Annotated in this window: 17 protein-coding genes; 2 read left to right on the forward strand and 15 right to left on the reverse strand. The window is 64.2% G+C overall.

What is annotated here, in order from left to right:
• Nucleotides 1-5: 5 nt before the first annotated feature.
• From H7F36_RS00800 to H7F36_RS00830, 7 genes are all read right to left on the reverse strand, one after another.
• Nucleotides 6-1,814: a PAS-domain containing protein gene (locus tag H7F36_RS00800; RefSeq protein WP_261802448.1), complete on the reverse strand. Its 1,809-nt coding sequence runs from the start codon at nucleotides 1,812-1,814 to the stop codon at nucleotides 6-8.
• Nucleotides 1,811-4,822: an EAL domain-containing protein gene (locus H7F36_RS22355; RefSeq protein ID WP_315971435.1), complete on the reverse strand. Its 3,012-nt coding sequence runs from the start codon at nucleotides 4,820-4,822 to the stop codon at nucleotides 1,811-1,813. Before H7F36_RS22355 ends, H7F36_RS00800 begins: the two co-directional genes overlap by 4 nt.
• Nucleotides 4,819-5,838 carry a TRAP transporter substrate-binding protein gene (locus H7F36_RS00810; protein ID WP_187052901.1) on the reverse strand — a complete coding sequence of 340 codons (1,020 nt, stop codon included), beginning with the start codon at nucleotides 5,836-5,838 and terminating at the stop codon, nucleotides 4,819-4,821. The genes H7F36_RS22355 and H7F36_RS00810 overlap by 4 nt, the downstream gene beginning before the upstream one ends.
• Before the next feature lie 128 nt (nucleotides 5,839-5,966).
• Nucleotides 5,967-7,421, reverse strand: coding sequence for a diguanylate cyclase domain-containing protein (locus tag H7F36_RS00815; RefSeq protein ID WP_187052902.1), 1,455 nt, complete (start codon nucleotides 7,419-7,421; stop codon nucleotides 5,967-5,969).
• Nucleotides 7,422-7,454: 33 nt separating this feature from the next.
• Nucleotides 7,455-9,338 (reverse strand): GspE/PulE family protein, encoded by a 1,884-nt coding sequence (locus H7F36_RS00820; RefSeq protein WP_187054735.1) that lies wholly within the window; start codon nucleotides 9,336-9,338, stop codon nucleotides 7,455-7,457.
• 690 nt (nucleotides 9,339-10,028) lie between these two features.
• Complete coding sequence (locus tag H7F36_RS00825; protein ID WP_187052903.1) at nucleotides 10,029-10,676, reverse strand: heme oxygenase (biliverdin-producing); 648 nt, start codon at nucleotides 10,674-10,676, stop codon at nucleotides 10,029-10,031.
• A gap of 92 nt (nucleotides 10,677-10,768) precedes the next feature.
• Nucleotides 10,769-11,638, reverse strand: coding sequence for an aldo/keto reductase family oxidoreductase (locus H7F36_RS00830; protein ID WP_187052904.1), 870 nt, complete (start codon nucleotides 11,636-11,638; stop codon nucleotides 10,769-10,771).
• Between the two features lie 106 nt (nucleotides 11,639-11,744).
• Here H7F36_RS00830 and H7F36_RS00835 point away from each other — a divergent pair, with 106 nt between their 5' ends.
• Nucleotides 11,745-12,641 (forward strand): LysR family transcriptional regulator, encoded by an 897-nt coding sequence (locus H7F36_RS00835; RefSeq protein WP_187052905.1) that lies wholly within the window; start codon nucleotides 11,745-11,747, stop codon nucleotides 12,639-12,641.
• A gap of 79 nt (nucleotides 12,642-12,720) precedes the next feature.
• Here H7F36_RS00835 and gph read toward each other — a convergent pair whose 3' ends face one another.
• The 5 genes from gph to H7F36_RS00860 all read right to left on the reverse strand — a co-directional run bounded on the left by gph (nucleotide 12,721) and on the right by H7F36_RS00860 (nucleotide 16,452).
• On the reverse strand, nucleotides 12,721-13,422 hold the full coding sequence (gph, locus tag H7F36_RS00840) for a phosphoglycolate phosphatase (protein WP_187052906.1): 702 nt from the start codon (nucleotides 13,420-13,422) through the stop codon (nucleotides 12,721-12,723).
• 42 nt (nucleotides 13,423-13,464) lie between these two features.
• On the reverse strand, nucleotides 13,465-13,671 hold the full coding sequence (locus H7F36_RS00845) for a hypothetical protein (RefSeq protein ID WP_187052907.1): 207 nt from the start codon (nucleotides 13,669-13,671) through the stop codon (nucleotides 13,465-13,467).
• A gap of 183 nt (nucleotides 13,672-13,854) precedes the next feature.
• Nucleotides 13,855-14,262: an FHA domain-containing protein gene (locus tag H7F36_RS00850; protein WP_187052908.1), complete on the reverse strand. Its 408-nt coding sequence runs from the start codon at nucleotides 14,260-14,262 to the stop codon at nucleotides 13,855-13,857.
• Between the two features lie 95 nt (nucleotides 14,263-14,357).
• On the reverse strand, nucleotides 14,358-14,669 hold the full coding sequence (locus H7F36_RS00855; RefSeq protein ID WP_187052909.1) for a hypothetical protein: 312 nt from the start codon (nucleotides 14,667-14,669) through the stop codon (nucleotides 14,358-14,360).
• Between the two features lie 55 nt (nucleotides 14,670-14,724).
• Entirely contained in the window at nucleotides 14,725-16,452 is a 1,728-nt protein-coding gene (locus tag H7F36_RS00860) for a tannase/feruloyl esterase family alpha/beta hydrolase (RefSeq protein ID WP_187052910.1), read from the reverse strand.
• Nucleotides 16,453-16,563: 111 nt separating this feature from the next.
• Here H7F36_RS00860 and H7F36_RS00865 point away from each other — a divergent pair, with 111 nt between their 5' ends.
• The gene (locus H7F36_RS00865) at nucleotides 16,564-17,745 is read left to right on the forward strand and encodes a mandelate racemase/muconate lactonizing enzyme family protein (RefSeq protein WP_261802450.1); all 1,182 of its coding nucleotides are present in this window, start codon (nucleotides 16,564-16,566) and stop codon (nucleotides 17,743-17,745) included.
• Between the two features lie 15 nt (nucleotides 17,746-17,760).
• Here the strand turns inward: H7F36_RS00865 and araD are convergent, their stop codons facing one another.
• From araD to H7F36_RS00880, 3 genes are read right to left on the reverse strand one after another with little or no spacing between them, the layout of a single operon-like run.
• Nucleotides 17,761-19,524: an L-arabinonate dehydratase gene (gene araD, locus H7F36_RS00870; protein WP_261802451.1), complete on the reverse strand. Its 1,764-nt coding sequence runs from the start codon at nucleotides 19,522-19,524 to the stop codon at nucleotides 17,761-17,763.
• Between the two features lie 37 nt (nucleotides 19,525-19,561).
• On the reverse strand, nucleotides 19,562-20,386 hold the full coding sequence (locus H7F36_RS00875) for an aldolase/citrate lyase family protein (protein ID WP_187052912.1): 825 nt from the start codon (nucleotides 20,384-20,386) through the stop codon (nucleotides 19,562-19,564).
• A gap of 34 nt (nucleotides 20,387-20,420) precedes the next feature.
• Entirely contained in the window at nucleotides 20,421-21,446 is a 1,026-nt protein-coding gene (locus tag H7F36_RS00880; RefSeq protein ID WP_261802452.1) for a Bug family tripartite tricarboxylate transporter substrate binding protein, read from the reverse strand.
• Between the last annotated feature and the right edge of the window lie 13 nt (nucleotides 21,447-21,459).

The raw sequence follows: 21,459 nt of genomic DNA on the forward strand, positions 1-21,459 counted from the left end.
GTTCGCTAGTCCGGCACGGATTCGCTGACGGCATCTGTGGGCTGCACAAACAACAACGCGCGCCCGCTTCCGCTCGACTTCGCAAGGTACATCGCCGCATCGGCAGCGCGCAACAGCGCATCGGCGCCCGTACCCGAGGCAGGGTAGAGCCCCACGCCTACGGAAGTGCCGAGGTGGAGCACGTGCCCTTCGATTTGCATCGGCGTGCGAAAGCCGTCGAGCAAGGTTTGCGCGAACATCATCGCGCCCGCCGGCCCGTCGACCTGACGCCTGAGGATCGCGAACTCATCGCCGCCCAGCCTCCCGACCACGTCGGATACGTCGACCAATCGCCGCATGCGATCGGCCACCTGCACCAGCACCTTGTCGCCGATCGCGTGACCGAAGTGATCGTTGATCGACTTGAACTTGTCGAGGTCGATGAAGTACACGGCAAAGATTTCACCGGTGCTTTGTGACTCATCCGTCGCGTCATGAAGCTCTTCGAGAAACACCTCGCGATTGGTCAGCGCGGTGAGACCGTCGTGCTGCGCCATGTGCCGAATACGCTCTTCACTGCGCTTGCGCTCGGTGATGTCGGCATAGGTGCGGACGACGCCGCCGCCCTCGATCGGCACGCTCTGGATTTCCACCACTTGTCCGTTCGGACGCATGCGGTCGTAGCTGTGCGGCCGATCGAGAATGCCGCCGCCACGAACAAAATCGAGCACATCCTGCGGCGTGTGCATGAACTCGTCGCTGGCCCATTGATGCGCCAGCACCTGGCCGAACGTCGGTCTGGACGCCATCAATTCCGGCGGCAGATCGAGCAGTTCCATCGCACGTCGGTTGCAGACTTCGACCACCCTGTCGGCGTTCACCATCATGATGCCCTGCTCCATTCGGTCGAGCGTGGCTTCGAGCAGCATCGACTTGCTCTGCAACTGAGCCTCACTCTCCCTGGCGCGTGCTTCGGCAACGCTCAGGAGGTGGTGCTGGCGCTTGAGCAGGGTGATGTCGACATGCACGAAAAATCCCTTGCCATCGGGGCTGCGCTGCGCGATGACACGACTCCACCGGTCGCGGGGCAGCGGCAGTTCGAAGGGCGCGCCGGCAAAACGCATGTTGTCGACCAGCGTCGCCAGGCCGCGCTCGTACAGGGCCTGCTCATCGCTTGCGTGCGCATCCCAGGCGGCGCGGTAGACGTCGGCAAACCCAGTGCCGACCGCCGCTGCCCTCGCAGCCACGCCATACATCGAAACGAATGGCTCGTTGACCCAGAGAATGCGGTCGGCAATGTCCGTCACCATCACGCCGTCAGCCACGTGGTCGAGCAGTGTTGCTTCGACAATGACCTGCTCACTCACTTGTTTGGTGCTGGCCGGTTCGACGTTCATGCCGTCTGCAGAATCCGTGGCGACGCTTGCTTCGGGCTCAACCTTCCACAGGCGGACCCGGCACGCTCCCGGCACGGGAAACGCCGTCACCTGGAGGCGCCTGCCCAAATGCTCGAATGAAAAGGGTCGTTGCTGAGTGCGGTGGCGGTCCAGGCCTTCCTGCACGTAACGCTCGATCAGCGGCAGCTCGTCCGGGCCCAGGCGCTCCCGATAGAAACGGCGCAGATTGTCGACGTAGGGCTCGCCCACATGAACGTAGGCTGCGTGCTCCGGAAAAAACTTCAGGAACGCCCGGTTCCAGAGCACGGTGGCATCGGCACTGTCGAAGACGCACATCGCAACGCCCAGCCCATCGAAACCTTCGGCCATCGGACGAAGCACGTTCAAGGTCTCGGCCTGCCCCGTCTCGGGCGGCGTCGGGTTGTCGGCTGCGTTCATTCCACCATCTCCGCATCGAGCTCGGCATCGAACTGTTCGAAGCTCACAGGCCTGCCGAAAAAGTAGCCCTGGCACAACAGGCAACCGTGTTTCTCCAGAAACTCCAGCTGCTCCTGCGTCTCGACCCCTTCGGCGACGATTGACAAATCGAGGCTCCTGGCCATGCCGATGATGGTCTGGATGATGAGTTCGACCTTCGGGTTGACGCCGATGCCATGCACGAAGAACTTGTCGATCTTTACCTGATGCAGCGGCAATTGCGTCATGTACGACAGCGACGAAAAACCGGTGCCGAAATCGTCCATCGAAAACTGGATGCCGATGGCGGCCAGCGATCGCATCTTGCGGATCGTCTCGCTCACTTTGTCTTGCAGCAGGCTCTCGGTCAGTTCCAGCTTGAGACGCGACGGGTCGGCGCCGGTGCGGATCAGCACGTCGCGAACCTGATCGGCGAAGTCGTCGCGACGGAACTGGCGCGCACTCACGTTCACCGCGAGCACCAGATGTGAGCGCTTCGGATGGTGGCTCCAGCGCTCCAGCTGAATGCAGGCCTGCTCCATCGCCCACAGGCCGATCGGCACGATCAAACCGGTCGTCTCGGCCAGTTCGATGAAGCCGGCCGGGGGCACCATGCCGCGATGCGGATGCATCCAGCGGATCAGGACTTCGGCGCCGATGACCTCGCCTTCCGAGGTTACCTGTCGCTGGTAATACAGCACGAACTCCTTGGCCGACATGGCCGCGTGCAGTTCGTTCTCGAGCGTGGCGCGCGCCGTGATGGTGGTCTGCATCGCCGTCTCGAAAAAATGCATGGCGTTGCCGCCTGCCGTCTTGGCATAGTAGGTGGCGATGTCGGCCTGCTTCAGTAATTCTTCGAGCGACAGATCCTGCGCGCCGAAGAGCGTGGCGCCGATGCTGCAGGTGATGTGGTGCTGCTGGTTGGCGAGCTCGAACGGCTGCTGCAGCTCCGCCAGGATCGCCTCGCCCAAGGCCTTGGTCTGCATCGCTGCGACAGCCGGGTCTTCGCTGAGATTCTCCAGCAGCATGACAAATTCGTCACCGGCCAGCCGGGCCACAGTGTCACCATCTCGCATGCTCACCAAAAGCCGGAAGGCAACCTGCTTCAACAGCAGATCGCCGATGCTCTGACCGCGTGCGTCGTTGAGCGTCTTGAAATGGTCCAGATCCAGAAACAACAAAGCGCCTTGTCGCGGGCGGCGAGCGTTGTTGTCCGTGGCCGCCTGTAACCGATGCAGCAGCAGCCGCCGATTCGGCAGCCCGGTGAGGTTGTCGTAGAAGGCCAGATGCTCGATTTCGCGTGCCGCCGATTTGCGCTCGGTGATGTTGCGCAAGATCACGATGAAGCGCGCATCGGCCCCTTCGCCCACCGCCTTGCGCGAGACCGACATTTCGAACCAGGTGGTGCCGTGCGCCGCGCGCCGCTCGAACTGGCGTCCGGTCGAAAAGCCCGATACATAAGTTTCTTCGAGCGCCGACATGACTTCGGCTGCGGCATCGGGCGGCAACAGATCCGAGATCAGATTGCCGACCGGCTGCGCCACGTCGATCGCCGGTTCAAGCGTGCGGGGCGAATGAAAGCGATGACAGCGGCCATCGAGCCCCAACTCGAGCAGCACGTCGGGCAAGGCATCGAGCGTGGCCTGCAATTGCGCCTTGCCGTCGATCACGTCGGCGATGTGACGCCGCCTCTCCGTGACGTCGCGGTACACGCACACGAGGCCGCCATCCGGTGTGCGGCTCTTGACTGCCAGCACGACCTGCCCGCCTTCGAACGTGAGTTCGCGCTCGCCCTGCCTGGGCCGCTGGCGCCGGTCCGACTCGGTGCGCACGTCGTCGTCCTGATTGACGATCTCGGCGCGCACATGGGGCGCGCCCGCGTCGATGATCCGGTCGAACGGCAACAGCGGCGCCATCATGTTCCGTGCCCATGGGAAGGTGTCGACGAAACGGCGGTTCCATGCGAGCACGCGATCTTCGGAGTCGAGCAGCACGAACCCGTCGACCATCGACTCGAGCGCCTGGTCGAGCGTGGCCCGCGAATGCCATTGCCGCCGAAAGTGCAGCTGCGTCAGGTAGGCCACCCCCAGGATCATGAGCATGAAAACCGCTGCTGCGCCCAGAATGAAAGTGCGCTGCCGTCGCCATTCGTACAAGGCCGAACTCAACGGGATGCTCGCGACGATCAGGAGGTTGCGATGCAGCGTCGGCCGCGCCACGACCAAGGCAGGCTCGCCGCTCAGGCGCGCCGGCAGACGCTGCACCTGGCCGGCGCTGCCGCGCTCGCTCAGCGCCGGCAGGATAGGCCGACCCGAAAGGTCGTCGCGCGGCGGCATGCTGGCGAGCATCGGACCTGCATCCTGCTCGAGCGTCACTTCGAGACCCCTGATGTCCGCGCCCTGGGTCAGGATGGTGGTCAGCAGGGACAACTGCACTTCGGCAATGGCCACGATGTGGTTGCCGTCCGCCAGCTGCAGATCGCGTGCGAAATAGACGACTCGCTGAGATGTCAAAGAACTCACCGACGGCGTGCTGATCTCCAGCGACGATGCAGGCTGCGCGAGCACTTGCTGCAGGAAGCCGGTCGGCAGCTGGACCACGAGCCGGGTGCCGCGCCGCTCCGATGTCGCCACCACGTCGCCCTTGGGATCGACAAAGGCGATGTACCTGACCAGCAAGTTCTGCCGCACGATCTTCTGCATCAGCTGTGCCACGTCGGTCCGCGATGCATCGGCTGTGACTGTCGCGAGCGTGGAGGTTTGCAAGGGCTCGCTCAAACTGGCCAGCAACAAGTCGACGCCCAGCAAGCTGCGATTGAGCGCGGCCTCCGAGCCTCTGACGAAGCGCACGGCCTGGCTCTCGCTGTCAGCCAGCGCCTTGTCGCGCATCTCGGCTGTCAGGATCACCGCAGTGCCCAGGACGGCCAGCAGGAACAGGGCTGCGACGCCGTAGATGAAGGCGATGAATCGGCGAGGCAGCAGGTTGTTCACTGTACCGAGGGCGCCTTGATGCCCACCGCCGGCCCGATGGTTTGCTGCCACAGCTGGGCGCAGGCGAAGCCGCACCGTTGCACCCAGGGGCCGAGAACGTTCGCAGTGAAGATGTCGCGCCGACGGCGCTCGTCGGCGGCAGAAGGCTGTGCCACCGACATCGCGCCACGCGTACCGCGAATGCAGCTGTCGGCGCCGGTATTGCAGGCCACGCCGTCTCCGGTTTCACGCTCCGATTCGGCCCACACAGTGGCTTCGAGTTTCGGCAACTCGGTCTTCAAGAGCACCTTTAAATCCGGCGGCAGCGTGTTCCACATGTCCTTGTTGGCGCCGAACACGGCCAGCCCCCAGCTCACCGGCATCGTGTACAGCGAGCCGGTGATCTTGTGCAGCCCCATGGTGTTGCCCGACATCGCGCCGGTGATTGCGCATTCGGTGTTGTCCGACTTCATGTTGGACAGCAGCGACTCGAACTCGATGAGCAGGGGCGTTGCCTTGAGGGCACCGACGAAGTCCGCCTGGCTGACGCTCGAAACGCGAATGCGCCGACCGGCGAGATCGGACAACTGCGTGGCCGGCCGCTTGCAGAAGATGACCTGCGCCGGATAGACGTAGACCGCGAGCAACTCGACATTGAACCGATCTCGCAAGATCTTCTCCAGCGTGGGGCGAAACGCGCCGATGACGCGGCGCATCGTCGCCATGTCCGGGTTGAGGCCAGCCAGATCCGCTGCGCCCAGTTCGGGCTCTTCGCTCGACACCTGGCTCAGCAACGCGGTACCGAACGGAATCACACCCAGCTTCATGAGGTTGAGCATTTCCTGACCCGGGACGCCAGCCTGGTTGAAGGGCACGATGCTTGCGCTGTATTTGCCGCCGCTCAGACGGGCCAGGTCTTGCGCCCAGAAGCGCTCTTCATACAGCGTGTACTGGTTGAGCGTTGCCAGTCCACCGACGATTCGCAGCCGACGTTCAGCGCCTGGCTCACCCGCGCGCACGAATCCCGTGCCGAGCATGAGTGTTGCGACGTAAGCCAAAAGCATGCATCGCCGCACCAAGGCGAAACAACCGGATTTCATGGTCTCGATCATGGCCTCTAACTGGCCAAAGACACATCAAATTACAACCAATCAACGCACATTTTTCACGCGACGTGGTCTCCACGCGCCAGGTAATGCCGCGCCTTGTCTGCATACATGGCCTTGTCGGCGCGCTGAAGTGCCGAATCGAGGTGCTCGCGCGCTTCGCAAGTCGCTGTGCCGATGGCAAAGCTCAACACATGACCGCTCTGCCCGGAATAGAACTGGTTATTGAGTTCGAGCAACGAGAGGATCCGGTCGCGCATCGCTTCGGCACCCCGCTCGTCGGTCTTGGGCATCAGCACCGCGAACTCGTCGCCACCGATGCGCGCAGGCCAGGCCGGCGCATCCACCGCCATGCTCAACACCTCGCCCGCGCGTCGCAGCAACACGTCGCCGGCGGCGTGGCCGGATTCATCGTTGACGTGTTTCAGCCCGTTGAGGTCGATGGCCAGCATCGACACCGGCCACGGGCCTTTGCGTGAAAGCCGGTTGAGCTCTTCGGAATAAAAAGTGCGGTTGTTCAACTGGGTCAGCACGTCGTGCTTTCCGAGGTATTCGAGGTAGGCCTCGGCCTTCTTCCGGGCGGTAATGTCGACCAGCGACACCAGCACCAGATCCCATGTGGCAAGTCGGTCTTCAAGCACGGCGAACTGCATGTGGATGTTGATGGTGTCGCCTGCCAGCGAGTAGTTGACGACCTCGCGCTGCTGCAGCGTCTTGCCATTCCACAGGTCTTGCAACTGGTCGGCGAAAGACTCCGTCATTTCGTCGCGAAAAACGCGCGAGAGGTTGTGCAGCAGCATGTCCTTGTCGGTGGCCACGAACATTCGCAATGTTTCGCGGTTGACGTCGATGACGCGGATCTCCTGTATGCAGCGCGTGACGAACTCGGGGTGCACCTTGATGAAGGTCGCAAAGTCGTCGATGCCGCGCTCGCGGATGTCGTCCAGCAACAGCTTGACTGCGCTGAAGTCCTCGACCCACAGCGAGACCGGCGAGTGCTCGAACAGGCCGCGCGCATAGCGCTCGCTTTCGATGCGCTCCCGCTCCGCGCGGACGCGCTCGGTGATGTCGTCGAGCGACACCAGCACGCGATCCCATGTGGTCTCGTGACCCGGCAGCACCCGCACGCGCACCTGCACGTCGAGGCGGCGGCCGTCCAGCGCGTAGTTCACCGTCTGGTTGTCGAAGCCCAAATGGCCTTGCCACAGTTGCGTCAGTTCGTGCACGACCGGCGCAGCCATGTCGCCGCGAAACACCTTGTCGAGTTGCGACAGCAAATGCTCCTGCGAGTCGGCTGAAAAGAGAGAAAGCGTACTTTGGTTGACACGCAGCACACGCCACTGCGCCATGCATTCACGCACTCGTGCAGGGTCTGCTTCAAGATGCGCTGCAAGGTCCTCGACGCCCTCGGCGCGCCAGCGGTCGAACAACCGCTTCAACCCGCTGTAGTCCTCCAGCCAGAGGGACACGGGGGCCAGGTCGAACATCGATTCAAAATCGGTCATGGACTCCATCGGTCGGCAATTCCTTTGTCTTGATGACAGGCGTTAAACGTTGCTGGTCGCGCGCACTTCGTCGATCGTGGTCTGGCCCGCCAGCACCTTGTCGATGCCGTCTTGCCGCAGCGTTCGCATGCCTTCACGCATGGCGGTCTCTTGCAGCTCTTCGGCGCGTGCGCCGTTTTGCACCAGGCGGCGCAGCGGGCGCGACATGACCATCAGTTCATGAATGCCGACGCGCCCCTTGAATCCGGTGTCGCCGCACTGCTTGCAGCCCACGCTTTGGTACATCTGCAGCGCGCCGTCACGGGCAGAACGCGTGAGCCAGCCGCTTCGCACGGTGTCGTGTTCGGCCGCCATCTCGGTCGCTCCGAAGGAGTGCATGTAGTCCGACAGCAACTCGTCGACCTCGGCCCCGGTCGCCGGTCGGCTGGTCACGCAATGCGTGCACAGGCGGCGCACCAGACGCTGCGCCAGCACCGCCAGCAACGAGTCCGCGAAGTTGAACGGGTCCATGCCCATGTCGAGCAGCCGCGTCACGGTCTCGGGCGCGCTGTTGGTGTGCAGCGTTGACAGCACCAGGTGGCCGGTAAGCGACGCTTCGATGGCGGTCTTGGCGGTTTCTTCGTCGCGGATTTCGCCGACCATGATCACGTCGGGATCGGCCCGTACGAAAGCCCGCAGCGCCTTCGCAAAGGTCCAGTCGATACGCGGATTGATCTGCACTTGGCGCAACCCGACCTGCGTGATCTCGATCGGGTCTTCGGCGGTCCAGATCTTCCGCTCGGGCGTGTTGATGTGCATCAGAGCCGAGTGCAGCGTCGTGGTCTTGCCGGAGCCCGTAGGTCCCACGCAAAGCACCATGCCGTAAGGCCGTTCGATTGCCGCCTTGAGCTGCGCCAGGTTGCGCTCCGACAAGCCCAGCGCGTCGAGCGCGATCGGTTTGGCAGAGGCCAGCAGCCGCATCACGACGTCTTCCAGGCCGTTGTTGGTCGGCACGGTCGCCACCCGCAGTTCAAGCCGATGCTGTGGTGAAAACTTCGAGAAATTGATCTTGCCGTCTTGCGGCTTGCGCTTCTCGCTGATGTCGAGGTCGCACATGATCTTGATGCGGGCGATGAGCGCGTTGCGGTAGTTTGGCGGCAGTTCCAGGTAGGTATAGAGCCGGCCGTCGCGCCTGAAACGGATGCGGATCTTTTCGCGGCCCGGGTAGCTCTCGATATGAATGTCGGACACGCCCTCGCGATGCGCTTCCAGGATCATGCGGTTGATCATCCGCACCAGCGAGTTGTCGGACTGCTCGATCGGCGCGTCTTCGTCGGACGCAGGCTGGCCTTCTTTTTCGAGCGTCTCCAGCAGCTCGTTGGTGCCGGTGATGTCGAACTCGATCGGGCGGTCGAGGTCGGCGCTCGCCGGTCCGACTTCGGTCGCACCGATCTTCTCGTAGGCCTTGAACAGGATCGCGTTGAGGTCGGCGTATTGCCCGAGCACCGGCACCACCTTGATGCCGGCGATGAATTCCGCCTCGTCGATGGCCGCGTGCCGGTTGGCCGGATCGTCGAGCGCCACGATCAGACGGCCTTCGTTCACCATCAGCGGCATGACCTGCAGGCGTCGTGCGGCACCGTGGCTGATTTTTCGCAGGGCCTCCGCCGCGGGCGGAAAGAGCTGCAGATTGACCAATGGATATCCCATCTTGCGGGCCAGTGCAGTCTGCAGGTCCAGCCGCTTGATGACGCCCATGCGAATCAGCGTTTCGCCGAGCGGTACGGTACGGTCGAACTGTTGCTGTGCCAGGCCGTCGCGCAACTGCTCTTCGGTGATGAGGCCGAGCGAGATCAGCGCCTGGCCGATGCGCACCATCGGCATGCGGCTCTGCGCTTCGAGCTGCGCCACCAATTGCTCCGGTGTAACGACTTCGGCTGACAGCACGGACTCGCTCTCGCGCTCTGGCGATGCCGCACCGGACGCCTGGTCCTCGGCTGGTTCCACGTCGAGCGGCTGCAAGCTCAAGGAAGGTTCGGCAGGCGCGTCTGGCGCCGATGCATCCGGCTCGGACAACAACACTTCCTTGAAGCTGCTGCGCGGCACGAAAAGCCGCACCACCGAGTTCTTGTCTTCACCGGCGACAAAAAGAAAAAGCCCCGGAGCGGTCTTGCGCTGGCCCAGCGATTCACCCTCTAGAACACTGCCGTCGTTCCAGGTGATCTTGAAGGACGACCACTTCGCGGTGCCGGCGGCGGTCCCGATGGACAGTGGCCGCGTCAGGCGCAGCATGCGGAACTGATTGAAGCGCACGGTGGTCGCTCGGCTCGACTGATTGAGCTGCACATGCACCGCTTCTTCTTTCGGCAAGAAGCGCGTCAGCTTGCCAACCACGCGCTGATTGTTCGCGCCAAAGAACTCGCAGGCCGGCGCGTCATTGATGACGGCGTTCGGTGCGAAGCCCGGCGCGACGGGGTTCGGCCACGTGAAGCCACTGGCTTGGGCAGACTCGTCGGCGGGGCTTTCCAGAGCGGCCGCCCCGGCTGAAGATGGCTTTTCAACTTGCATGCCGGCGATGCTACGCCTGCTGAAACGCAGTCCGAGGCGGTCCCGGGATTTTTTGAAAGTCAGCGGGGGTCAAAAGGCCGCGAGCATGTCGCTCGCAAGTTCCTCGAAGAGCTGCATGTGCAGTTCGAAGGCGCGGCGGGCCTCGGCCACGATGGCTCGCGCAGTCGCTTCGCCAGGCTGCAGTTGTTCGAGCCCTTCCCGGTAGGCCCGCTTCAACTGCACCGTTTCTTCCGATGTGCCGAACTCATAGAACGCTGTCCCTTGTCCGGGCGGCAGCGCCATGCTCTCGCGCACGATGCGTCGCAGCATCTGCCCGCCGCTCAGGTCGCCGAGGTAGCGCACGTAGCTGTGCGCGGCCAGCAATTCGGGCTGCACTTCGTCCAGCGTGCGAAGCCGCGCCACGTAGTCCACGGTGGCCGGCTGCATGGCGTAGGCATCGGCCCAACCGGCGCCGTGCAGTGCGTCGAGGTCGGCTTGCAGCGGCCCTTCGCGCCGCAGTTGCGAAAAGGACAAGGGAGACAAAAGCGGATCGCCCGCATGCCGCTCGAGCGCCGGCTCCAGCGCGGCATAGATCGCGTGCAGGTTGCGCAGCATGGCGCAGTAGGCCTGTCGTTCCATCCGGCCGCGCAGCAACAGGCCCATGAAGGCGCTGCGCTCGGCTTGTGTATGCAACTCGCGGGTTTCGGCTTTAAGGGATTCGGAAAGACTGGGCTTCAAGCCGGACTCCCTGTGGCCGACATGGCCACGCATTCCTTCGATCATAGGCAGTGGAACGACCCGCATGTGCTAGCCGCAACAAGCGAGCGATGTCACTTCGCGCCGATCCGATCGAGCTGCGCGACCGCATCGCTGTCCAGCGTCAGATCGACCGCTGCCAGGTTCTCGTGCAGATGCCCCACAGACGATGTGCCGGGAATCAGCAGGATGTTCGGTGCGCGTTGCAGCAGCCACGCCAGAGCGACCTGCATGGGCGTCGCGCCCAGCGAACTGGCAACGTCGGACAGGGCCGTCGACTGCAATGGCGTGAAGCCGCCGAGCGGAAAGAACGGCACGTAGGCGGTACCGTGTGTCGAGAGTTCGTCGATCAACGCGTCGTCGTCCCGATGCGCCAGGTTGTACATGTTCTGCACGCAGGCGATCTTGCAGATGCGGCGTCCATCGGCGATCTGCGTGGCCGTCACGTTGCTCAGGCCGATGTGATGCACCAGGCCTTGCCGTTGCAGTTCGGCCAGGGCGACGAGCGGCTCTTCCAGCGAGCCCTCGACTGGCCCATGCACGTCGAGCATGCTGCGCAGGTTGACGACTTCCAGCACGTCGAGCCCGAGGTTGCGCAGGTTGTCGTGCACCGCCTGCGTCAGCTCCTTGGGCGACATGGCCGGAATCCACGAGCCGTCTTCGCCGCGGCGGGCACTGATCTTCGTGACGATGACCAGATCGTCGCGGTAGGGATGCAGCGCCTCGCGGATGATCTGGTTGGTGATGTGCGGGCCATAGAAGTCGCTGGTGTCGATGTGGTCGACGCCGCTTTCGACGGCAGCACGCAGCACCGCGACAGCGCCTGCGCGGTCCTTCGGCGGCCCGAAGACGCCCGGGCCTGCCAGCTGCATCGCGCCGTAGCCGACGCGCTTGACGGTGCGGACACCGAGAGTGAATGTTCCTGCTTTTCCGATATCGATCACGATGGTTCCTTTGCGGTGTGACTTGGCGTCTGGCGATCAATGTAGGTCGCATCGACTCGGGCGATAAGATGCCGCGCTCGGCACAGGCTGTACGGAATCTCGAACAATGGCGGCAGACCTCGGTGATCTCACGGCGCTGGTCGCCGTCGCCCGTGCAGGCGGCTTTCGCGAAGCGGCCCGCCTTACCGGCAGCAGCGCCTCCAGCCTCAGCGAAGCGGTTCGCCGCCTTGAAACCCGGCTCGGCGTGCGGTTGCTCAACCGCACCACCCGCAGCGTCGCGCCGACGGAAGCCGGCACGCGGCTTATCGACCGGCTCGGTCCAGCGCTGGTCGAGGTGGAGGCCGCGCTCGACGTCGTCAACGGCTTCAGGGATCGCCCCGCAGGCACGCTCAGGCTCAACGTGCCGATCAGCGCCGTGCGCCTCGTGTTGCCACGCATCGTGCCGCCGTTTCTGGCGGCCTACCCCGACATCGTTCTCGACATCGTGGCCGATGACAGCTTCGTCGACATGCTCGCGGCCGGCTGCGACGCTGGCATCCGTTACGACGAACGGCTGGAGCAGGACATGATCGCCATCCCCATCGGCCCGCGCGAACAGCGCTACGCCACAGCGGCATCCCCGGCGTATCTCGACCGCCGCGGCCGTCCCGAGCATCCGCGCGACTTGCTCGACCACGCCTGCATGCGCGGCCGCTTCGCCAGCGGTGCGATGCCGGTCTGGGAGTTCGAGCGCGACGGCGAGGTCGTGAAGGTCGACCCCACCGGGCCGCTCATCGTGCGCATTGGTGCCGCCGTCGACCTCGCCGTCGATGCCGCGATCGCGGGCACGGGTGTGATCCAGCTGTTCGACGACTGGTTGAAACCGCACCTCGACAGCGGCGCGCTGGAACCGGTATTGCAGTCGTGGTGGCCACGTTTTTCGGGCCCGTTTCTTTACTACCCGGGACGCCGCTACTTGCCTGCGCCGCTGCGGGCGTTTGTCGACTTCATCACCAGAAATTGACCACGAGCGCCCCGTGCCGGTGAGCGAGATCTCGCTCGCGTTGAACGGCAAGGCCGATCGATACGGCCGACGCCGGACGTCAAGCGCCCGCTCGCACGCTGCCGAAATCGGTGAAAGCGTCGACGAAGCCATCGGCATCGACATCGCGCACCGGCTCCCCGTGGTTGTAGCCATAGGTCACCAGCACGACGGGGCAACCGGCCGCGCGCGCGGCGCGCGCATCGTTGCTGGAGTCACCGAGCATCAGCGTGCGGGCTGGTGACGTTCCGAGGTATTCGCAGGTCCTCACCAACGGCATCGGATCGGGTTTTTTGCGCTCGAACGCATCGCCACCGAACACCACCTCAAAGAAGCCGTCGAGTCCTTTTGCCGCCAGCAACGGACGCGCGAAATCGGTCGGTTTGTTGGTGATGCAGGCCAGGCGCAACCCGCGGGACCGAAACAGTTCCAGGCCCTCGCGCACGCCCGGAAAAACGACTGACTGCTGCCCGTTGACGAGGCGGTAGTGATACTGAAAACACGCCGAGGCTCGGTCGAAGAGCGACGCTGTGCGCACGGCCACCGTTGGCGCGAGGACATGGTCGAGTACCGAACCGATGAGGTGCTCGGAACCCTTGCCGACCATCGGCTCGACGGTTTCGGCGGTGATGCCGGGCAGACCGAGTTCTTCCAGCATGAGGCGGAGAGCGGCCACGAAATCGCCCAGCGTGTCTACCATCGTTCCGTCGAGGTCGATGATCGCGGCGTCGTAGCGAGACAGGTCGAAGACAAGCGGTTTCACGACGCCGATTTTATTTGCGCTCGGCGACGACCCTGGCGGCGGTTACCGTTTGGCTGCGCGCAGCGCCGCGCGCAAGGCCAGATAGCCCGCCACCCACGCGGCGGCAATGTCGGTTTCCGGCTCGCCGATCCGCCTCGGCTTGAAGCTGAATCCATCCTCCAACGATCCGTCTTCCTCGAGCAACATCCAGTGGAATTCCCCGGGCTCGAGTTCCTTGACAGCGAGTGCCAGCGATGTGGCGACGTTCATGTGTGCTTCCGGTGGTTAGCTGAAATGGACAGTTTCTGGCCGAGAAGTTAGAGCTCATAGGAAGCTGTGCACAGAATCCAGCAGCGATTTCGGGCCGTTCGCATGATTCTTTCAATAGTGTCGAATGTGTCTCATTGTTCGATAACGGACATACCGAACATGCTTCAAGCGAGCTGCCTGCAGCTATTTGCGCCGTAACTGCAGGGGCACATCCGGCGCCGTCGGTACGTGTTCTTCCAGGTCGTCGACGATCCAGTTCGGCACTGAAGAAACCCCTTGGGCAACCACCTCGCTGTATTGCTGATCGCCAGACACAAAGCGCAGTGCACATCCACCGAGGCCAACGACGTCGCCGTCGGCCAGAGTCTGCGTCATCACGCGCTGGCCATTGACGAGAGTGCCGTTGCGGCTATTGGCATCACGGATGGTCACGAAGGCTGCATCGACAGTGATCACCGCATGTCGACGGCTCGCAGCGATGTCGTGGAGCACGATGTCGCTGTGCAGGCTTCGGCCGAGGGTCGTTTCCGTGGCGGTCAACTCAAAGGATTCAAGGTCGCCACCGGCTCTCGTCAGTATCAGTTTGGGCATGGTGTCCAACGCCGGGTTGGCAACCGAAAAGTCCGCCGCGACCTGCGCGCTTCATGATAACCACGCGGTTCGCACCGGCGCAGCAGCTTGCGCGATCAGTGTCCTGCGCGGGAGCGGTGTAGCGCCTCGGAGCGCGACTCGATCACCGCGTAGTCAGCAACCGCAGCCAATAGCAAATCCGCGTCGACACGGTGCTTTCTTGCACTCGCACGCACGTCGTCTGCCAGTGCGGTCGAAGGATCGCCTTGCGCGCTGCCGAGCCGCGTCGTCGCCGCCGAGAAGGTCTCGGCGAGGTCGCGAATTTGCTGCGTATACCGGGCGGCATAGGCTTCCAGCAGCTGCTCGATGCTGGAATCCTGCACTGCACTCCCGGCGACAGCGGAATTTTCAGATTTGTCGAACGTCATGCGACGCACTCTACGGTCAATCCAACAGCGCCCGTGTCAGCCAACGCCACGAACTTCAGGGAGTTGCGCATTCGAAACTTGCAGCGCGCCTGGGGTCACCCTGCCCTCGGTATTTGACCAGTGTCGGCCAACGGCACATCGGCCGCGCCAGGGTTTCGGCAAACGGTGCTACGGCCCGCAGGTCGACTTGCACCAGATCTTGCGGCGCGTGTGCGCGCTCGACCCAATCGGTCAGCGTCTGCAGCATGTCGACGCTCACGGGCGCCCCGGTGCCGACATGGTCGGCGCCGGGCGTTGTGTAGAGCCGCACAAAGGAATCTGCGCTCTCTTGACCCATGCGCGCCACCACCGAACGGTAGTAGTCGATTCCCGCATACGGGTTTTGCGCGTAGTCGGCCAAGTGCTCGCTGATCACCAGCTTGCCGCCGCGCGCGCGAAAAGCCGACAGATCCGGATCTGTCGAGTCCATCAGTGCAGAAACTTCGCGCACGCGGGGTGCGAAATCCTCAGGCCGAAATCGGCTCGGATCGAACGCCGCATCACGCGCGTAGAAATATTGAATTGCGCCGCTGCCATAGAGCCAGGCACGGCTGCTGGTCGGCCCGACCGGCAACGACTGTCGCGCTGTACCGGTCTGCCAGCTGACATAGCCACCTACAGGTCCGGTGCCGGACGCTGCCTCGCCGCCCCAGCCCCAACCCGGGTAGCTGCGAATGCCATTGGCCAGCGGGAAGCTGAATTCATACGGTGCATGCAGCGTTCGCACCGCCTGAACCTGCGCATCGCTCAGGCAGTCGGTCGTGGCTGAACCCGCGCAGCGTAATGTCGCAGGATCGAACAGCTCGCCGCACGCCATAGGGTTGCCGACGATGCCATCGACCAGTCCGTCGAGCGCATCGCAGCGGGCCAGAACTGCGCTTGCCAGCAGCTTGACGAGCGGTGGCGGCAACCAGCCATCGCCGGTTTGGGTGACACCCATTCGCGTGCCGGCTGCCTGCAGGCCGGTCCAGTTGATGACCGGCACGCGGCTGAAGATGCCGTCGAAATCCTGCGGATAGCGCTGGGCCAGCATCAGCCCTTCGCGGCCGCCCTCGGAGCTGCCCATGAAGTAGAGCTTGGCCGGACCTTGCCCATAGCGGCGCTTCATCAGATCCACCGAAACGTCGCGCACTTTCTTGTACGACGCGTGCGCGAAATTGACGAGCGCCTCGTCGTTGAGCGCGAAGGCCTGGAGCGCGACACCGGGCGCGTTCTGGTGGCCCGAGTCGGTACCGACGGTGACGAATCCGCGCGCCAGCGGCGACGGCTGATCGATGCGCGCAGAAGGTGGCAACCCGACCGCGTTAACCAACGCACCGTTGAAACCACCGCCGCCGTACTGCAGCGATCGGCCGTTCCACTGGCTCGGCAGGTTCACCTGAAAGCGGATCGGCGGCGCCGCCGGATCGACCGGCTGCACGGCGCCCAGGACCCGGCAGTACTGCGGCGTCGCAGGCACCACCACCACTTCGGGCGGTGGCGGAACAAAGGGCAATGGATTCGTCAATGAGAGTTCGCTGGCTGACACCAGCGTGGCCGATTCGATCACCGCGCCCGAGCTCGGCAGGCCGATGGCCGCGGCTGGAATCGGCTGCATCATTGCAGCGCACGCAGCCGCCGGATCGGCCACGGCGCGGACCGAGCCGGTGTCTGCGCAGCCGGCCAGCAGCGCGACGGTGAGGCTTGCCAGAGCAGCCAGCGGCGCAGCGCCGGCACGCGCCCACGCGGTTGTCGATTGCTTCATACGTCTCCTGTTGTTTTTTGAAATCGGGCGCCAGTATGAAGCAACGCGATGTGTCACGTCGGGCCGCATTGCGCCATGTGCGCGCCGCTTGTTGCAACGAAAATAGACGCCATGCAAATGCCTCCGTCGACCCCTTTCCAGATCCGGCAATTCGATGTCTTCGTGTTTCGCGCGCCGGCCGACCCGCCGGTGCAGACCTCGTTCGGAATCATGCGCGACCGCCCTGCCGTTCTGGTGCGCCTGACCGATGCGGACGGTCATGTCGGCTGGGGCGAGATCTGGTGCAACTTCCCCACCGTGGGCGCAGAGCATCGCGCGCGGATGGCGTTGGCTTACTGCAAGCCGGTGGTCATGGCGCACGCCTGGACACACCCGCGCGAGGGTTTCGAAGAACTCACGCGCCGCTTCGCCGTGCTGGCGATTCAGACTGGCGAATACGGTCCGTTGCATCAGATCGTCGCCGGCGTCGACACGGCGATGTGGGACCTCTTTGCGCGCCGCGCCGGCAAGCCGCTCTGGCAACTGCTGGGAGATACCGATGGCGCAGAAGACGGTGCGCGTGCCCCACCGATCCAGGTCTACGCCTCCGGCATCAACCCGACCGAGCCCGACCGACTGGCGCTGCAAAAACGTGACGAAGGCTATCGTGCGTTCAAGCTCAAGGTCGGCTTCGGCGCCGAGCGCGACCTCGCCAATCTGCGCCTGTTGCGCGACGCACTGGGCAACGAAGCGACGCTGATGGTCGATGCCAACCAGGCCTGGGATTTCGACGAGGCGCGCCTCGCCGGCCAGCGCATGGCGGGCTTCGATCTGCTGTGGATGGAAGAGCCGATGCGCGCCGACCAACCGGCACCACGCTGGACCGAACTCGCGAAGGCGCAACCCCTGACCCTGGCCGGCGGCGAAAACCTCACCGGCTTGTCGCAGTTCCGCGAGTTCATTGCCGCGCAGGGGCTGCCGATCATCCAGCCTGACGTCGGCAAATGGGGTGGCATTACCGCGTGTCTCGACGTCGCCCTCGAAACGGTGGCGGCCGGCAAGTGGTACTGCCCCCACTGGCTGGGTGGCGGCATCGGCCTCGCCGCGTCGATGCATCTGAAAACCGCTGTCGGCGGTCCGGGCTATGTCGAAGTCGACGCCAATCCGAACCCGCTGCGCGAACTGACCGCGCTGCCGAACTTCGTCGTGCGCGACGGCGCCGTCACGCTGTCCAACGCACCCGGCCTGGGCGTGGTGCCCGACCTGGAGGCATGCCACCAGTACCTGATCGAGGTCTCGCTGACCGGTGTCTGAGACACCGGTCGCTCCTCAGTAAATGGCTGGCTCCGGCGTCGGCCCGTTGCCCGACAGGCTCTCGAAGTCGCAACCCAGATGCGCCTGCGTGACCTCGCGCTGGAACATGCGCGTGTAGCCGCGTGTGAATGGTTGCACCGGCGCGACCCAGGCCCGGCGCCGTTCGGCCAGTTCTTCATCAGGCACCAGCATGTCGAGCCGGCGTTCGCCGATGTCGAAGCGGATCATGTCGCCGGTTTTCAGCAGCGCCAGCGGCCCGCCGATTGCCGATTCGGGCGACACATGCAGGATGCAGGTGCCGTAGTGGGTGCCGCTCATGCGCGCGTCGGAGATGCGCAGCATGTCGCGCACGCCCTGGCGCAACAGCTTCTTAGGGATCGGCAAGTTGCCCCACTCGGGCATGCCGGGCCCACCGACCGGGCCACCGTTGCGCAGCACCAGCACGGTCGACTCGTCGACGTCCAGAGCTTCGTCGGCCATCGCCGCGAGCATCTCGGCGTTCGACTCGAAAACGAGCGCGCGGCCGGTGTGGCGCAACAGGGCCGGTGTCGCCGCCGATGGCTTGACGACGGCACCGTCGGGGCACAGGTTGCCACGCAGCACAGCCAATGCGATACCGGCTTCAGGACAGTCGACGGTACCCCGGATCAGCGGTGTCTCCGGGTCGAGGATGGTGCCGTCGTCGGTCGACGGCCAGTGGACTATGTTGTCGCCCAGCGTGCGGCCGGTGACGGTCATGGCCGACAGGTCCAGATGCTTCGCGATCTTGTTCAGCACCGCCGGCAGGCCACCTGCAAAGTGAAAGTCTTCCATCAGCTTCTCGCCCGACGGATAGAGGTTGGCGATGACCGGCACCTTGCGCGCAATTTCATCCAGGTCGTCTACGGTGATTTCGATGCCGGCGCGCCCGGCCATCGCCGGAAGGTGAACGGCCGCATTGGTCGAGCCACCCAACGCCATGTAAGCCGCGATGGCATTCATGAACGACGCTTTGCTCACGATGCGCGAGGGCTTCAGGTCTTCCCACACCATGCCGACGATGCGCTCGCCGCAGCGCCAGGCCATGCGGCTGTGCTCTGCATCCACCGCCGGAATGCTCATGGCGCCCGGCAGCGAGAGGCCGAGTGCTTCGGCAATGGCCGTCATGGTGCTGGCCGTTCCCATCGTGTTGCAGGTGCCGGTGGTGCGCGTCATGCGCGCTTCGAGTCCGACCCATTCGGCCTTGTCGATGTTGCCGATGGTGTACTCGGCCCAGAACTTCTTGGTGTGCGTGCCGGCACCGACCGCCTGACCTTTGTAGCGGTCGTTCAGCATCGGGCCGGCAGGCATGAAGATGGCGGGGATGTCCATCGACAGCGCGCCCATGATGAGTCCGGGCGTCGTCTTGTCGCAGCCGCCCATCAGCACCGCACCGTCGATCGGCAGGCTGCGCAGCAGTTCCTCGCACTCGATCGACAACAGGTTGCGGTAGATCATGGTGGTCGGCTTGACCATCACTTCGCCGAGGCTCAACGCCGGCAGTTCGAGCGGGTAGCCGCCGGCCTGCAGCACGCCGCGCTTGACGGCTTCGGCACGCTCGCGGAAGTGGGCGTGACACGGAGACAGGTCGCTCCATGTGTTGATGACGCCGATCACGGGCCTGCCCATGAATGCTTCGCGCGCCAGCCCTTGCGCCTGCATGCGCTGACGATGCGCGAAGCCACGAATGTCGTCGCTGGCGAACCAGCGCTGGCTGCGCAGCTCTTCGATGGATCGAGTCGGCTTGGCGGTGTGGGTCACTGAGACATCAACGGACATACGAGGAAAGCGCTTTCATTCAGTAGGTGGCGGGCGCTTTGGCCGCCGCATTCACGGGCGCACCGGACACCGACGCGGACTTGAAGCGCGCAGCCACGTCGTCGGCAGCCTTGCGCAGCAACACCTGGTCGGTAGCGACCGCAACGAACAGCGCGCCGAGGTTCAGGCACTCGCGGGCGCGTGGTTCGTCGAGCATCAAAATGCCCGGCGCCTTGCCGCACGCCAGGATGCGGCGGATGGCGGCGTCGATGGCGGCACGCACTGTCGGGTGATTGACCTGGCCGGCCACGCCCATGCTGGCGGACAGGTCACCGGGGCCGATGAACACGCCATCGACACCGTCCACGTTGGCGATGTCTTCGAGTTGCTCCAGCGCCTCGGCCGTTTCGACCTGCACCAGCACGCACAACTCACGCTCGGCCTGCGCCACATAGCCGGTGTCGCGACCGAAGCGCGAGGCGCGCATGGTGCCGCCCATGCCGCGGATGCCACCCGGCGGATAGCGCGTTGCAGCGACGGCCGCCTCGGCCTCGGCGCGGTTCTGCACGAAGGGCAACAGCAGCGTCTGCGCACCGATGTCGAGGTATTGTTTGATGAGCACCGAGTCGTTCCACGGCGGCCGCACGACGGCCGACGTCGGCTTGTCCCTTTCAGCCTGCACTGCCTGCAGTTGCTGCAGCATCAGCACCGGGTCGCTCGGCGCGTGCTCGGTGTCCAGCATGATCCAGTCGAAGCCGGCCCCGGCGAGCAACTCGGAGATGTAGGGATACGGCAGCGTCGACCAGATGCCGATTTGCGGCTGCTTGGCAGCGAGTGCGTGTTTGAAGAGGTTGATGGCGGGCATAAGCACTTTCGGTTCGGTAGGTTTCTTGCGGCGCTCAGTCGATCTGCACGTTGCCGGCTTTGATGACCTCGCCCATGGTGGCGTAGTCGGCCTTGATGCGTGCTTCGAATTCCTGCGGCGTGGACGACAGCACGTCGAAGCCCTGATCTTCCATCGACTTGCGGAACGCGGGTTCCTTGAGGACTTCGCGCATCTCCTTGTTCAGCCGATCGACGATCGGCGCTGGCGTGCCGCTGCGCACGAGCATGCCGCTCCAGGCGAGCTGCACCACGCCCGGCGCGCCGGCCTCGGCCATCGTCGGCACGTTCGGCAACAACCTGGAACGATGCGTGTCGGCGACCGCCAGCACCCGCACCTTGCCGGCCTTCTCGAAAGCCAGCACCGCCGAAAGGTTGTGGAACATCATCGGGATTTGCCCGGCGATGACATCGTTGAGCGCGGCAGGGCCGCCCTTGTACGGCACGTGGATCATCGAGGTGCCGGTCTTCGTTTCGAACTGCAGCCCTGTCAGGTGCATGGTGTTGCCGTTTCCGGCCGAGCCGAAAGTCAGCGTACCCGGCCTGGCCTTTGCGGCGGCGACCACATCGGCCACCGTTTTATAGGGCGTTGCCGCACCGACGATCAGCACGTTCGGCGTCTGGTTGGTCAGCGTGATCGGCTGAAAATCCTTGAACGAGTCGAAGCCCGGCGTCTTGTACAGATGCGGGTTGACGGCCATCGTGCTGACCGAGCCGAAGAAGATCGTGTAGCCATCGGATGCCTGTTGCCGTGCCACATAGGCAGCCGCGATGTTGCCGTTGGCGCCGGGCTTGTTCTCGATGACGATCGGCTGTCCCAGGCGCTTGGCCAATACCTGCGCGAACGGCCGCGCGAACTGATCCGCTGCGCCACCGGCCGGCTGCGGCACGACCAGCATGATCGGCTTCTGGGGATAGTCGACGGCGGACTGCGCGTGCGCTAGGGAGGCGCCCAGCGCCAGGGCGGCAGCGAGGATTGGCCAGGCCCGTCGGGTCATCTTGAACTTCGGCATGTAGCTCTTCGGCATGTATCTCTTCGACATGTATCTCTTCGTT

The organism is Variovorax sp. PAMC28562 (genome assembly GCF_014303735.1).
Taxonomy (GTDB): Bacteria; Pseudomonadota; Gammaproteobacteria; order Burkholderiales; family Burkholderiaceae_C; genus Variovorax.